This is a genomic window from Streptomyces hyaluromycini (assembly GCF_002217755.1).
In the GTDB taxonomy this organism is placed as follows: Bacteria; Actinomycetota; Actinomycetes; order Streptomycetales; family Streptomycetaceae; genus Streptomyces; species Streptomyces hyaluromycini.
Genome location: NZ_BCFL01000023.1, coordinates 368,085 through 381,364 on the forward strand (window position 1 = coordinate 368,085; position 13,280 = coordinate 381,364).

Sequence of the window (13,280 nt, forward strand, 5' to 3'; positions counted from 1 at the left end):
CTGGTTCAAGCCTTGACTTCTCCCCGAGCCGCAAGCGCAAGGAGGAACCAGCACATGCGACCCGGATATGCCATGCACCCCGGGCGGAGACGCAGAGCCGTGCGACGGCTGTGGACGGCCGTCGTCGCGGCCCTCGCCCTGCCCCTGTCGATGCTCGCGACCGGCACGACCCCCGCCCAGGCGGCGACGGTCCAGTGCAGCGTCGACTACACGACCAACGACTGGGGCTCCGGCTTCACCGCGGCCCTGACCCTCACCAACCGCGGCACCGACGCGATCAACGGCTGGACGCTGACGTACGCGTACACGGGAAACCAGAAGCTCGTCAGCGGCTGGAACGGCACCTGGTCCCAGTCCGGCACCTCGGTCACCGTGCAGAACGCGTCGTACAACGGCACGATCGCAGCGGGCGCGGCGGTGTCGACGGGCGCCCAGTTCTCGTACACCGGGGCCAACGCGGCGCCGACCGCCTTCGCGGTCAACGGCACCACCTGCGCCGGCGCGCACCAGCCGCCCATCACCGTGCTGACCAGCCCGAGCGCGGGCGCGGTCTACACCCAGGGCGACGCCGTTCCGCTGGCGGCGACCGCGGCGGCGGCCGACGGCGCGACGATCAGCAAGATGGAGTTCTACGACGACACCACGCTGCTGGGGACCGACACGTCGGCGCCGTACTCGCTCTCGGTCTCAAGCCTGCCCGTGGGCAGTCATTCTCTGGTGGCGAAGGCGTACGACAGCCTGGGCGCGTCCGCGTCCTCGACGCCGGTCGGCATCACGGTCGCCTCGGGCCCCGCGGTGGTGGCCTCGCCGACCCAGCTGGGCATCCAGCAGGGTGCGACGGGCACGTTCGGGGTGAGGCTCTCGAAGCAGCCGAGCGCCAGTGTGACGGTGTCCGTGGCCCGCACGGCCGGCAACACCGGGCTGTCCGTGAGCGCCGGATCGTCGCTCACGTTCACGCCGTCCAACTGGAGCACCGCGCAGAACGTGACCGTGGCCGCGGACTCCGCCGGCACCGGCACCGCGACCTTCACGGCCTCGGCGACCGGCTACACCGGAGCCACGGTCACCGTGACCGAACTGGCCGCGTCGAAGGCGTACGACGCGCGCTTCCTGGACCTCTACGGGAAGATCACCAACCCGGCGAACGGCTACTTCTCCCCCGAGGGCATCCCCTACCACTCGGTCGAGACGCTGATCGTCGAGGCCCCTGACCAGGGCCACGAGACCACGTCGGAGGCGTACAGCTACCTTCTCTGGCTGCAGGCCATGTACGGCAAGGTCACCGGTGACTGGTCCAGGTTCAACGGCGCGTGGGCCCTCATGGAGAAGTACATGATCCCGACCCACGCCGACCAGCCGACCAACTCCTTCTACAACGCGTCGAAACCGGCGACGTACGCACCGGAACTGGACACGCCGAACGAGTACCCGGCGAAGCTGGACACGTCCGTGTCGGTGGGCACGGATCCGATCGCGGGTGAGCTGAAGACCGCCTACGGCACGGACGACGTGTACGGCATGCACTGGCTGGAGGACGTCGACAACGTCTACGGCTACGGCGACACGCCGGGCGGCGGGTGCGAGGCGGGTCCGACGGCCGAAGGGCCCTCCTACATCAACACCTTCCAGCGCGGTCCGCAGGAGTCGGTGTGGGAGACCGTTCCGCAGCCGACCTGCGACGCCTTCAAGTACGGCGGCACGAACGGCTACCTGGACCTCTTCACCGGCGACTCGTCCTACGCCAGGCAGTGGAAGTACACGGACGCCCCGGACGCCGACGCGCGTGCGGTGCAGGCCGCGTACTGGGCGGACGTGTGGGCCAAGGAGCAGGGCAAGGGCAGTGACGTCTCCGCCACCGTGGGCAAGGCGGCGAAGATGGGCGACTACCTGCGCTACGCGATGTACGACAAGTACTTCAAGAAGATCGGCAACTGCGTGGGGCCGACGACCTGCGCGGCCGGCACCGGCAAGGACGCCTCGGACTACCTGCTCTCCTGGTACTACGCGTGGGGCGGGGCGACCGACAGCAGTGCCGGATGGGCATGGCGGATCGGCTCCAGCCATGTGCACGGCGGCTATCAGAACCCGCTGGCCGCCTACGCGTTGAGTTCGTACGCCGACCTGAAGCCCAAGTCGGCCACCGGCGCCACGGACTGGGGTACCTCCCTGACCCGGCAACTGGAGTTCTACCGCTGGCTGCAGTCGTCCGAGGGTGCCATCGCGGGCGGTGCGACCAACAGCTGGCAGGGGCGGTACGCGAGCCCGCCGTCCGGTACGTCGACCTTCTACGGCATGTACTACGACTGGGAGCCGGTCTACCACGACCCGCCGTCCAACCAGTGGTTCGGCTTCCAGGCCTGGTCGATGGAGCGGGTCGCCGAGTACTACCAGCAGACCGGCAACGCCACCGCGAAGACGATCCTCGACAAGTGGGTGGCGTGGGCGCTGTCCAAGACCACGATCAACCCGGACGGCACGTATCTGATCCCGTCGACCCTCCAGTGGTCGGGGCAGCCCGACACCTGGAACGCGTCAAGTCCGGGCTCGAACAGCGGACTTCACGTCACGGTCGCCGACTACACGAACGACGTGGGCGTGGCCGCCGCGTACGCCAAGACGTTGACGTACTACGCCGCCAAGTCCGGTGACGCGACGGCGAAGTCCACGGCCAAGGCGCTGCTGGACGGCATGTGGAACAACTACCAGGACAGCCTGGGGATCGCGGTGCCGGAGACGCGGGCCGACTACAACCGCTTCGACGACAGCGTGTACGTCCCGAGCGGGTGGAGCGGGAAGATGCCGAACGGCGACGCGGTCAGCTCTTCGTCGACGTTCGCCTCGCTGCGGTCCTTCTACCAGAACGACCCGGCGTGGTCGAAGATCCAGAGCTATCTGGCGGGCGGGGCCGCGCCCGTGTTCACGTATCACCGGTTCTGGGCTCAGGCGGACATCGCGCTGGCCATGGGGTCGTATGCGGAGCTGCTGGAGTAGTTCGGCTGCGGGTTGTTCGTGGCTGGTCGCGCAGTTCCCCGCGCCCCTTACGGGGCGCTCCAGTGGGCGGCCCCTACCCGCACTAGGGGCCGCCCTTCCCCCCTCTGGAGAGGACTTCTCCCGTGCGAAGAACCCGCATCCTCACCGCCGTCCTGGCCCTCGCCGCCGGCCTGCTCGCAGGCACCCCGCCCGCGCTCGCCGCCCATGAGGCCGCGGAAGTCACAGTCGCCGCCGACAGCTACACCTGGAGCAACGCCCGGATCGACGGTGGCGGTTTCGTTCCCGGGATCGTCTTCAACCGCACCGAGAAGAACCTCGCCTACGCCCGCACCGACATCGGCGGCGCCTACCGCTGGTCGGAGTCGACGAAGACCTGGACTCCGTTGCTGGACTCGGTCGGCTGGGCCGAGTGGGGGCACACGGGTGTCGTCAGCCTGGCCTCCGACTCCGTCGACCCGGGCAAGGTGTACGCGGCCGTCGGGACGTACACCAACAGCTGGGACCCGACCAACGGTGCCGTGCTGCGCTCCGCCGACCGGGGCGCCAGCTGGCAGAAGACCGACCTGCCGTTCAAGCTGGGCGGGAACATGCCCGGCCGGGGCATGGGCGAGCGGCTGGCCGTCGATCCGAACAAGGACAGCGTGCTGTACCTGGGCGCGCCCAGCGGCAAGGGTTTGTGGCGGTCGACGGACTCGGGGGTGACCTGGTCGCAGGTGACGAACTTCCCCGACGTCGGCAACTACGTGCAGGACCCGACCGACACCACCGGCTACACCTCGGACAACCAGGGCATCGTGTGGGTCACCTTCGACGAGTCGACCGGTACGGCCGGTTCGGCGACGAAGACGGTCTACGTCGGGGTCGCCGACAAGGACAACGCGGTGTACCGCTCGACGGACGCGGGCGCGACCTGGACCAGGCTCGCCGGTCAGCCGACGGGGTACCTGGCCCACAAGGGCGTACTCGACGCGAAGAACGGCTGTCTCTACCTCGCCTACAGCGACAAGGGCGGCCCGTACGACGGCGGCAAGGGGCAGCTGTGGCGGTACGCGACGGCCACCGGTACGTGGACGAACATCAGCCCGGTCGCGGAGGCCGACACCTACTACGGCTTCTCCGGGCTGACGGTCGACCGGCAGCACCCCGGCACGGTGATGGCGACGGCCTACAGCTCCTGGTGGCCGGACACCCAGCTCTTCCGCTCCACGGACAGCGGGGCGACCTGGACGAAGGCCTGGGACTACACGTCGTACCCGAACCGCTCGGACCGCTACACGATCGACGTCTCGTCCTCCCCCTGGCTGACCTTCGGGGCGAACCCGTCGCCGCCCGAACAGAGCCCGAAACTGGGGTGGATGACGGAGGCGCTGGAGATCGACCCGTTCGACTCGGACCGGATGATGTACGGGACGGGGGCGACGCTGTACGGCACCGAGGACCTGACGAAGTGGGACAGCGGAGGCCGGTTCGCGGTCAGGCCGATGGTGCAGGGGCTGGAGGAGACCTCGGTCAATGATCTCGCCGCTCCCCCGTCCGGCGGTACCCAGCTCTTCAGCGCGCTCGGTGACATCGGCGGCTTCCGCCACACGGACCTCACCAAGGTCCCCTCGATGATGTACACGTCCCCGACCTTCACGACGACCACGAGCCTGGACTTCGCCGAGTCGAACCCGAACACGGTGGTCCGGGTGGGCGATCTGGACTCCGGCCCGCACATCGCGTTCTCGACGGACAACGGGGCCGACTGGTTCGCGGGGACGGACCCGTCGGCAGTGAGCGGCGGCGGCACGGTCGCGGCCGCCGCCGACGGAAGCCGGTTCGTGTGGAGCCCGGCCGGTACCGGCGTGCAGTACACGACGGGCTTCGGCTCGTCCTGGTCGGCGTCGAGCGGCATTCCGGCGGGCGCGGTCGTCGAGTCCGACCGGGTCGATCCCAAGACCTTCTACGGCTTCAAGTCCGGGAAGTTCTACGTGAGTACGGACGGCGGGGCGACCTTCACGGCGTCCGCCGCGGCGGGTCTGCCGAGCGGTGACAGCGTGCGGTTCAAGGCGCTGCCGGGGACGAAGGGCGACGTGTGGCTGGCCGGCGGTGCGGCGGACGGCGCGTACGGGCTGTGGCACTCCACCGACGGCGGCGCGACCTTCGCCAAGCTCGCGAACGTCGGCCAGGCCGACACCATCGGCTTCGGCAAGGCGGCGACGGGAGCCTCGTACCAGACGCTCTACACCAGCGCGAAGATCGGCGGGGTCCGCGGCATCTTCCGCTCCACGGACGAGGGTTCGACCTGGACCCGCATCAACGACGACGCCCACCAGTGGGGTTGGACGGGCGCGGCCATCACGGGTGACCCGCGCGTGTACGGACGGGTGTACGTCTCGACGAACGGCCGGGGCGTGATCTACGGCGACACGTCCGACCCCGGCGGAGGGGGAGGAGGCGGAGGCGGTACCGACCCCACCCCCTCCGGCGCCTGTTCGGTCGCCTACACCGTCACCAACCAGTGGACGGGCGGCTTCCAGGCGGACGTCCGCCTCACCAACACCGGCTCGGCGGCGTGGAGCAGCTGGTCCCTCGGCTGGTCCTTCCCCGACGGACAGACCGTCGGCCAGCTCTGGAACGCCGACTGGACCCAGTCCGGCGCGGCCGTGACAGCCAGGAACGTCAGCTGGAACGGCACGGTGGCCCCGGGCTCCTCGGTGTCCTTCGGCTTCACGGGCACCTGGACCGGCACCAACACCGAACCGACGGCCTTCGCCCTGGGCGGCCAGAGCTGCACGATCGCCTGACGGGCGTACGATCCGGAGATGCGCAGCGTGACCTGTTCGATGGGTGTCTCACTCGACGGTTACATCGTCGGGCCGGACGGCGACTTCGGCTGGGCGGCGCCCGACGACGAGGTGTTCCGCTTCGTCACCGACGAGATCCGGCAGGTCGGCGTCCACCTGCTGGGACGGCGGCTGTACGAGACGATGCTGTACTGGGAGACCGCCGACCAGGATCCGTCGCTCGACGACTCGATGCTCACGTGGGCCGCGCTCTGGAAGGCGCTCCCGAAGGTGGTGTTCTCCACCACGCTGTCTGCAGTGCAGGGCGGCAATACCCGCCTGGCCGCCGGCGGTCTGGCGGCGGAGATCGAGCGGTTGCGGGCGGAGCCCGGTGAGGGCGACATCGCTCTCGGCGGCCCGACCCTCGCCGCCGAGGCGGCCGCGTCCGGTCTGATCGACGAGTACCGGATCAGGGTCCACCCGGTACTCGTCGGCGGCGGCATTCCGTTCTTTCCCCGGAGCGGGCGCCGGGTGGATCTCGAACTCGTCGAGACCCGCACCTTCGGCTCGCGAGTCGTCTGGCTCCGCTACCGCGTGACCGGCCCCCTTGACTCTCAAGTCGCTTGAGATCCCATAGTGGCGGCTGTGAACGAGCTCTACTCCTTCGGGGACGTCGCCCGCCGCACCGGTCTGAGCGTGAGCGCGATCAGGTTCTACGCCGACGAGGGCGTCGTCGCGCCCACCGGCCTCACCGACGGCGGCTCCCGGCTGTACGACGTGCACGCCATCGCCCGGCTCGAACTCGTGCGCACCCTGCGTGACCTGGGCGCCGGCCTGGACGACATCCGCCGGGTGCTGGCCGCGGAGACCACCCTGCACGACCTGGCCGTCACGCATCTGCGGCTGGTCGAGGACCAGTTACGGCAGTTCCGGGCGCGTCGTACCGTGCTGCGGACGATCGTGCGGCAGCACACCACGACAGAGCAGGTGAGCCTGATGCGCAAGCTCGTGTCGATGTCCGACGACGACCGCGACCGGCTCGTCGACCGGTTCTGGGACTTCGTCACCGACGGCCTGGACGTCCATCCCGGCTATGTCGAGCGGCTGTACGGCCTGCGGCCGCACCTGCCCGAGGAGCCGTCCACCGAGCAGTTGGAGGCCTGGATCGAACTCGCCGAGATCGTGCAGGACGAGGAGTTCCGCACCGCACTGCGGGACTTCTTCCACCGCACCTTCGGCACCGAGCAGGGCAGGCTGATGGCGTCACCGGAGATGATGGCCCGCATCGAGCGGCATCGGACGCTTGTCCTGGAGGCACGGGCCTCCCAGCAGGCCGGCGTGCCCGCCGACTCACCGCAGGCCCGGGACATCGCCGAGCGGGTGGCCGCCGACTCGGCCGAGTTGGTCGCCGCCATGACAGGGGAGCACGACGTCGGCAGGGCCCGGCGCAGCATCGTCGAGTTCGACGGGAACGGCAAGGCGGCGCAGCGGCTGGCCGCGGTGACCGGTCTGAAGCTGCTGACCAGGTACCAGTCCCTGGTGGCAACGGTCAACGGCACGCCCGCGCCGGACCCGGAGCGGGCGGCGGCAATCCGCGAGTGGATGGCCGCCGCCCTGCGCCGGGGCGCGTAGTCGGTCTCAGGGGGTGTAGACCGCCGGCCGAGGTGCGGTCGGCATCCCGTCGCCGATGAAGAAGCTCGGGTGGGGAGGCTGGTTGTAGGCGGTGTTCTGCCAGGCCAGGGCGGTGCGGTACTGGGTGTCGTGGAGCAGGGTCGTGATCTTCGTACTGGTCTCGTACGGGGTGGAGTAGATCCGCAGGGCCGTGTTGTCCGTCGTCGGCCAGACGACCTCTTCGCGCCAGTCGCCGAGGATGTCTCCGGCGAGCGACGGGGTGGCCTTGGTGCCGTTGTCGGAGTGGACGTCGGCGGCGGTGAGGAGGCGGGTGTCGGCGGAGGGGCCGTACTTGTCGATGTGGGTGTCGTCGAGGAGTTCGCGGACCGGGTCGCCGTCCCACCAGGCGAGGAAGTTGGTGCTGGAGGGCTTGCGGCTCGCGACCACCGTGCCCTGCGGGTTGCGGACCCCGTCCGCGTGCGAGGACCAGGACTCGGCGCCCGCGCTGCCCGCCCAGATGTCGCCCGCGACGCCCCGGCCGTTGTCGCCGTCGGGGTCGGTCGACCAGAGGATCTCGCCGGTCTTCGCGTCGGCCATCCAGGAGGACGGCTTGGAGCTGTCCTCGTCGACCTTGAACTCCTCCAGTCCGGGCCGGGCGGGGTCGAGGTCGCCGACATGCATCGCGTCGCCGTGGCCGTTCTTCGTCGTCCAGAGGCCCGAGCCGTTGTCGTCGACGGCCATCGAGCCGTACACGATCTCGTCCCTGCCGTCGCCGTCGACGTCGGCGATCGACAGCTGGTGGTCGCCCTGGCCGTCGTAGCCCTTGCCGGTGTTGGTGGAGGAGTTGGTGTCGAAGGTCCAGCGGCGGGTGAAGGCGCCGTTCCGCCAGTCCCACGCGGCGATGACGGTGCGGGTGTAGTAGCCCCGCGCCTCGATCAACGAAGGCCGGGCACCGTCCAGATACGCCGTGCCGGCCAGGAACCGGTCGACGCGGTTGCCGTAGGAGTCGCCCCACGACGACACGGTGCCGCGGGCCGGGACGTAGTCGACGGTGCTCATCGCCCTGCCGGTCTGGCCGTTGAACATGGTCAGGTACTCCGGGCCGGACAGGACGTAGCCGCTGGAGTTGCGGTAGTCGGCGGTCGCGCTGCCGATGACCGTGCCGGTGCCGTCGACCGTGCCGTCCGCCGTCTTCGTGGCGACCTCGGCCTTGCCGTCGCCGTCGTAGTCGTACACCTGGAACTGGGTGTAGTGCGCGCCGGAGCGGATGTTGCGGCCCAGGTCGATGCGCCACAGGCGGGTGCCGTCGAGCTTGATGCCGTCGAGGATCGTGTCGCCGGTGTAGCCGGACTGGGAGTTGTCCTTGGCGTTCGTCGGCTGCCACTTGAGGACGAAGTCCAGCTGGCCGTCGCCGTCGAGGTCGCCGACCGAGGCGTCGTTCGCCTCGTAGGTGTAGGCGACGCCGTCGGGGGTGGTGCCGCCCGCGGGCGGGGTGATCGGGACGTCCTTGTAGCCGGTGCGGAACTGGATCGCATGGACGGAGTCGGCCTGTTCGACGCCGCCCACGATCGCGCGGACCGTGTAGTCGGCCTGGGCGGGGGCACCGGAGTGGAAGTAGTCCGTGGCGCCGGTGATCGGGGTGGAGTTGACCTTCGTACCGGCGCGGTAGACGTTGAAGGAGACGTCGTCGGGGTCGGTGCCGAGCCAGCGCCAGCTGACCAGGTTCCCGGCGTCGGTGTGAACGCTGACCACGCCCCGGTCGAGAGCTTCGACCTGCCGGGCGGTGGCCGCTGCGGCGGTGGTGGGAGAGAGAGCGGTGAGGCCGGCGGCGATCAGGGCCGCGATCGCGGTGACCGCCGGGAGGAGGGCGCGGCGTCTGCGGTGTGGGTGCGGGTGCGGGTGCTGCACGGGACGAACCTCCAGAGCATGCGGACGGGGTTCCGCACACTCCGTCGCCGCCGATCGCCGTCTCGTTGCCGTTGCTTTGCGCCAACTTGGCGTTTCTTCCGGCCGGTTCGGCGCGCAGTCTCAGTCGGCCACCGGTTTCCGGTACGCCCGTACGCCGAAGCGGGGATCGGGCCTGCGGCGGTCCTGGTCGGGCAGGGCCGCCAAGCGCTCGGCGAACCCCTCGACGCGGGGATCATCGGGCGGGAGCATCGTGAACCAGCCGCGCCGCAGGTCGGCGAGGGTGGAGCGGGGGCTGCGGCCCTGGCCTACGCCGGTGAAGGCAGCCTCTCCGGCGGGCAGCAGGCCGCTCGCCAGGGCGTACGCGCTCACGTCCGCGGCGGCGTCGGACGCCGGGCGGCGCGGGCGGGCGGCGAGGACGGCGTCGATGTCGCTGCCGACGTCGTGCGCGGCGGCCTTGTCGACGGTGGTGACGTACACCCCGCCGGGCCGCAGCACCCGCGCGCACTCGGCGACGATGGTACGGACCTCGGTGGTGTCCGCGACGAGGTGGAGCAGCCAGACGGTCGTGACGGCGTCGAACGTGGCGTCGGCGAAGGGGAGTCGACGGCTGTCGGCCAGCAGGACCGATCCCGGCAGCCGGGCCGCCGCCATCCGCGCCATGCCGGGTGCGCGGTCCGCGCCGGTGACCCGGAGCGCGGGGCGGGCGGCGGCGAGCCGGCGGGTGACGATGCCGGTACCGCAGGCGAGGTCGAGGAGTCGGGTGGGGCGGGCGGGGCTTTCGGTGCTGCCAGGACCGTGGCTGCCGTCGGGTATCAGGGTGAGGACGGCGTCGGCGGACGCCTCGGCGCGGGCCTCGCCGCCGCGTGTCGCGTCGTAGGCGCCGGCTTCCTTGTCGTAGTCGAGCACATGGCTCAGTGTGCGCCGTGGCCTGGGGCGATGTCCTCCACCCTGTGGGCGAGTTCGAAGTCCTTGGCGGTGACGGCGCCGCCCACGCTGTGGGTGTTCACGGTGAGGGTGACGGTGTGATACCCGAGGGTGAGGTCGGAGTGGTGGTCGAGTTCGTCCTGGATGTGGGCGATGTGCACGACCAGGGCGACGGCGGCGAAGTGCGAGTCGAGGCGGTAGGCGCGGGCGAGCCGGTCGCCGTCCAGCGCCCAGCCGGGAAGCTCGGCCAGCCGGTCCTCGATCTCCTTCTGCGACAGCGGTGCGACGGCCATGGTGTGGCTTCCTTCCCGGTGACCAGCGAGTTGCGTACGTGCGGTCAGCCTGCCATGAACAGGCCTTCCGGCAGGGATTCCGGGCGGCGAGGACGGTCGCGTGTCCGGGGCCTCGGCTACGGTCGTCGGCATGACCCTTGCCGCGCCCGGTCCCGCCGCCACCCCGACCGCCCCCGACGGCAAGGGCGCCGGCCCGCTGCTGCGCGCGTGGCGGGAGCGGCGGCGGGTGAGCCAGCTGGAGCTGGCACTGCGTGCCGACTCCTCGGCCCGGCACATCAGCTTCGTCGAGACGGGCCGGGCGCGGCCGAGCGAGGAGATGGTGCTGCGGCTGGCAGAGCACCTGGACGTGCCGGTGCGGGAGCGCAACGCGCTGCTGCTGGCGGCCGGTTACGCCCCGCACTACCCGGAGACCCCGCTGGACGACCCGGCGCTGGACGCGTTGCGCGACGGCATGGAGCGGCTGATCCAGGGCTACGAGCCGTATCCGGCGCTGGTCGTGGACGCCACGTACACGGTGGTCGCGGCCAACCGGGGTATCGCGATGCTCCTGGAGGGCGTGCCCGAGTCGCTGCTCGCGCCCGCCCCGAACGCGATGCGGCTGACCCTGCACCCGGACGGGCTGGCACCGCGCATCCGCAACCTGCGCGAGTGGCGCGGGCATCTGCTGGCGCAGATGGAACGCCAGATCGCCCTGCGCCGCTCGGCGGCGCTGCGGGAGTTGTACGAGGAGGTCGCCGCCTATCCGGCGCCGGCCGGCCTGGGCGACAGTGAGCCCGCGGAGCCCGCTGCGTACTTCGCGCTGCCGATGCGGATCGAGCACGCGGGGCGGGTGCTGTCGTTCGTGTCGTCGATCTCGACGTTCAACACGCCGATGGACGTGACGGTCGCCGAGCTGGCCATCGAGACGTTTCTGCCCGCGGATCCGGCGACCGCCAAGTACCTGAACTCGTTGGTAAGTTGACGTAAGCAGTTCTCTCGACCAGGTGTGCGACGCGGCATCGCATGGCACACTGCTCCCCGTACTTGTGCACGTAGGGGAGGCGTGGCGTGAGTGAGCGGCGTGCTGCGCCCACAGTCGGGCAGGTCGTGCTCGGCAAGCGGCTCCAGGAGCTGCGCGAGGCGGCCGGCCTGGGCCGGGACGAGGCTGCGCGGGTCCTGCGGGTGGCACAGGCGACCGTGCGGCGGATGGAAATGGCCGAGGTCGCGCTGAAGATCCCGTACATCCAGGTGCTGCTGGAGACGTACGGAGTGGCCGAGGAGGAGCAGGCCGCGTTCGTGCGGCTGGCCGAGGAGGCCAACCAGCCGGGCTGGTGGCAGCGGTTCCACGACGTGCTGCCGGACTGGTTCAGCCTGTACGTGAGCCTGGAGGGCGCCGCCCGGGTCATCCGCTCCTACGAGCCCCACTTTTTTCCGGGCCTGTTGCAGACCGAGGCGTACGCGCGGGCCGTGATGGAGGCCGGGACGATAGGCCACAGCGACCCCACGGCCGTCGAGCGGCATGTGGCGCTGCGCATGACCCGGCAGCGGCTGCTGGAGCAGGGCGATCCGCCCCACCTGTGGGTGATCATGGACGAGACGGTGCTGCGGCGCCCGGTGAGCATCCACTGCGAGGTGATGCGCGACCAGGTCGACAAGCTCCTCGCCTACATCGAGCGGGACCGGATAACCCTCCAGCTCGCCGAGTTCGCGAGCGGCCCGCACCCGGGGACGTACGCGCCGTTCACCCTGTTCCGGTTCGCCGAGCCGGAGCTGCCCGACATGGTCTTCACCGAGTATCTGACCGGCGCCCTCTACCTGGACTCCCGTGACGAGGTCGGGGCGCATCTGGAGGTCCTGGACCACATGACGGCCCGGGCGGCCTCGGCGCAGCGGACCGAGGAACTGCTGCGCGAGTACCGCGACAAGATCTGATCCGAGGAGCACAGACTGTGACCGCACCCGAGCCCGCCCCGACCTCGATCGACACGAGCCGGCCGCACCCGGCACGGGTGTACGACTGGTGGCTGGGCGGCAAGGACAACTACCCGGTGGACGAGGAGCTGGCCCGGCGGATCCTGGCCGTGGACGGCACCGTGCTGCGCGGGGCGCGTGCCAACCGCCGGTTCATGCAGCGGGCCGTGCGCACCGTCGCCGAGTCCGGCACCCGCCAGTTCCTGGACATCGGTACGGGCATCCCGACCGAGCCGAACCTGCACCAGGTGGCGCAGGGCGTGGCAGCGGAGTCGAAGGTGGTGTACGCGGACAACGACCCGATCGTGCTGCGCCACGCGGAGGCGCTGCTGCGGGGCACCGAAGAGGGCAGCACCGCGTATGTGCACGCCGACGTCCGGGACGTCGACACCCTGCTGGCGCGGGCCGCCGAGACCCTGGACTTCAAGGAGCCCGTCTCGCTGTCGCTGGTGGCGCTGACCCACTACCTCGACGACGACCCGGACGGCGACGACGTGTACGGCCTGCTGCGCAGGTACGTCGATGCGCTCGCCCCGGGCAGCCATCTGATCCTGTCCCAGGTCACCCCGGATCTCAGCCCGGAAGCCATAGAGCAGGCGGCCGCGAACTTCCGGCGCAGCGGGACGCCCTTCCACCCGCGTGGGCTGCCCGAGTTCTACCGCTTCTTCGACGGCCTGGAGCTGCTCGGCCCCGGGGTGATCCCGGTCTCCGGCTGGCGTCCGGAGCCGGTGGACGTGGCCGTCCAGGCGGAGGGCATCGTGCCGGTGTACGGCGGTGTCGCCCGCAAGCTCTGACCCGTCCGGGCGCCCTGAACAGGTGCGTTCCCGTGCCCGCCCCT

Annotated in this window: 10 protein-coding genes; 7 read left to right on the top strand and 3 right to left on the bottom strand. The window is 70.5% G+C overall.

The genetic code is table 11. From position 1 onward, the window contains the following. Positions 1–72: 72 nt before the first annotated feature. From SSP29_RS30565 to SSP29_RS30580, 4 genes are all read left to right on the top strand, one after another. Positions 73–2,991 (top strand): glycoside hydrolase family 48 protein, encoded by a 2,919-nt coding sequence (locus tag SSP29_RS30565; RefSeq protein ID WP_089104065.1) that lies wholly within the window; start codon positions 73–75, stop codon positions 2,989–2,991. Between the two features lie 122 nt (positions 2,992–3,113). Continuing rightward, positions 3,114–5,777, top strand: coding sequence for a cellulose binding domain-containing protein (locus SSP29_RS30570; protein WP_089104066.1), 2,664 nt, complete (start codon positions 3,114–3,116; stop codon positions 5,775–5,777). A gap of 18 nt (positions 5,778–5,795) precedes the next feature. Beyond that, on the top strand, positions 5,796–6,383 hold the full coding sequence (locus SSP29_RS30575; RefSeq protein ID WP_089104067.1) for a dihydrofolate reductase family protein: 588 nt from the start codon (positions 5,796–5,798) through the stop codon (positions 6,381–6,383). A gap of 18 nt (positions 6,384–6,401) precedes the next feature. After that, positions 6,402–7,388, top strand: coding sequence for a MerR family transcriptional regulator (locus tag SSP29_RS30580; protein WP_089104068.1), 987 nt, complete (start codon positions 6,402–6,404; stop codon positions 7,386–7,388). A gap of 6 nt (positions 7,389–7,394) precedes the next feature. Here SSP29_RS30580 and SSP29_RS30585 read toward each other — a convergent pair whose 3' ends face one another. From SSP29_RS30585 to SSP29_RS56665, 3 genes are all read right to left on the bottom strand, one after another. After that, entirely contained in the window at positions 7,395–9,275 is a 1,881-nt protein-coding gene (locus SSP29_RS30585; protein ID WP_089104069.1) for a rhamnogalacturonan lyase, read from the bottom strand. A gap of 120 nt (positions 9,276–9,395) precedes the next feature. Continuing rightward, positions 9,396–10,181: a class I SAM-dependent methyltransferase gene (locus SSP29_RS30590; protein WP_089104070.1), complete on the bottom strand. Its 786-nt coding sequence runs from the start codon at positions 10,179–10,181 to the stop codon at positions 9,396–9,398. A gap of 5 nt (positions 10,182–10,186) precedes the next feature. Then, on the bottom strand, positions 10,187–10,492 hold the full coding sequence (locus SSP29_RS56665) for a 4a-hydroxytetrahydrobiopterin dehydratase (RefSeq protein ID WP_089104071.1): 306 nt from the start codon (positions 10,490–10,492) through the stop codon (positions 10,187–10,189). 130 nt (positions 10,493–10,622) lie between these two features. Between SSP29_RS56665 and SSP29_RS30600 the strand changes: the two genes are divergently transcribed. The 3 genes from SSP29_RS30600 to SSP29_RS30610 all read left to right on the top strand — a co-directional run bounded on the left by SSP29_RS30600 (position 10,623) and on the right by SSP29_RS30610 (position 13,236). Then, entirely contained in the window at positions 10,623–11,453 is an 831-nt protein-coding gene (locus SSP29_RS30600; protein ID WP_089104144.1) for a helix-turn-helix domain-containing protein, read from the top strand. Between the two features lie 86 nt (positions 11,454–11,539). Then, complete coding sequence (locus SSP29_RS30605) at positions 11,540–12,403, top strand: Sco1979 family transcriptional regulator (protein ID WP_089104072.1); 864 nt, start codon at positions 11,540–11,542, stop codon at positions 12,401–12,403. Positions 12,404–12,420: 17 nt separating this feature from the next. Beyond that, entirely contained in the window at positions 12,421–13,236 is an 816-nt protein-coding gene (locus SSP29_RS30610; protein ID WP_089104073.1) for an SAM-dependent methyltransferase, read from the top strand. Positions 13,237–13,280: the final 44 nt, after the last annotated feature.

Bases quoted from the DNA above. Each gene is read 5' to 3' on its own strand.
- SSP29_RS30565 (WP_089104065.1), top strand. From the start codon at position 73: ATGCACCCCGGGCGGAGACGCAGAGCCGTGCGACGGCTGTGGACGGCC.
- SSP29_RS30575 (WP_089104067.1), top strand. From the start codon at position 5,796: ATGCGCAGCGTGACCTGTTCGATGGGTGTCTCACTCGACGGTTACATC.
- SSP29_RS56665 (WP_089104071.1), bottom strand. From the start codon at position 10,492: ATGGCCGTCGCACCGCTGTCGCAGAAGGAGATCGAGGACCGGCTGGCC.
- SSP29_RS30600 (WP_089104144.1), top strand. From the start codon at position 10,623: ATGACCCTTGCCGCGCCCGGTCCCGCCGCCACCCCGACCGCCCCCGAC.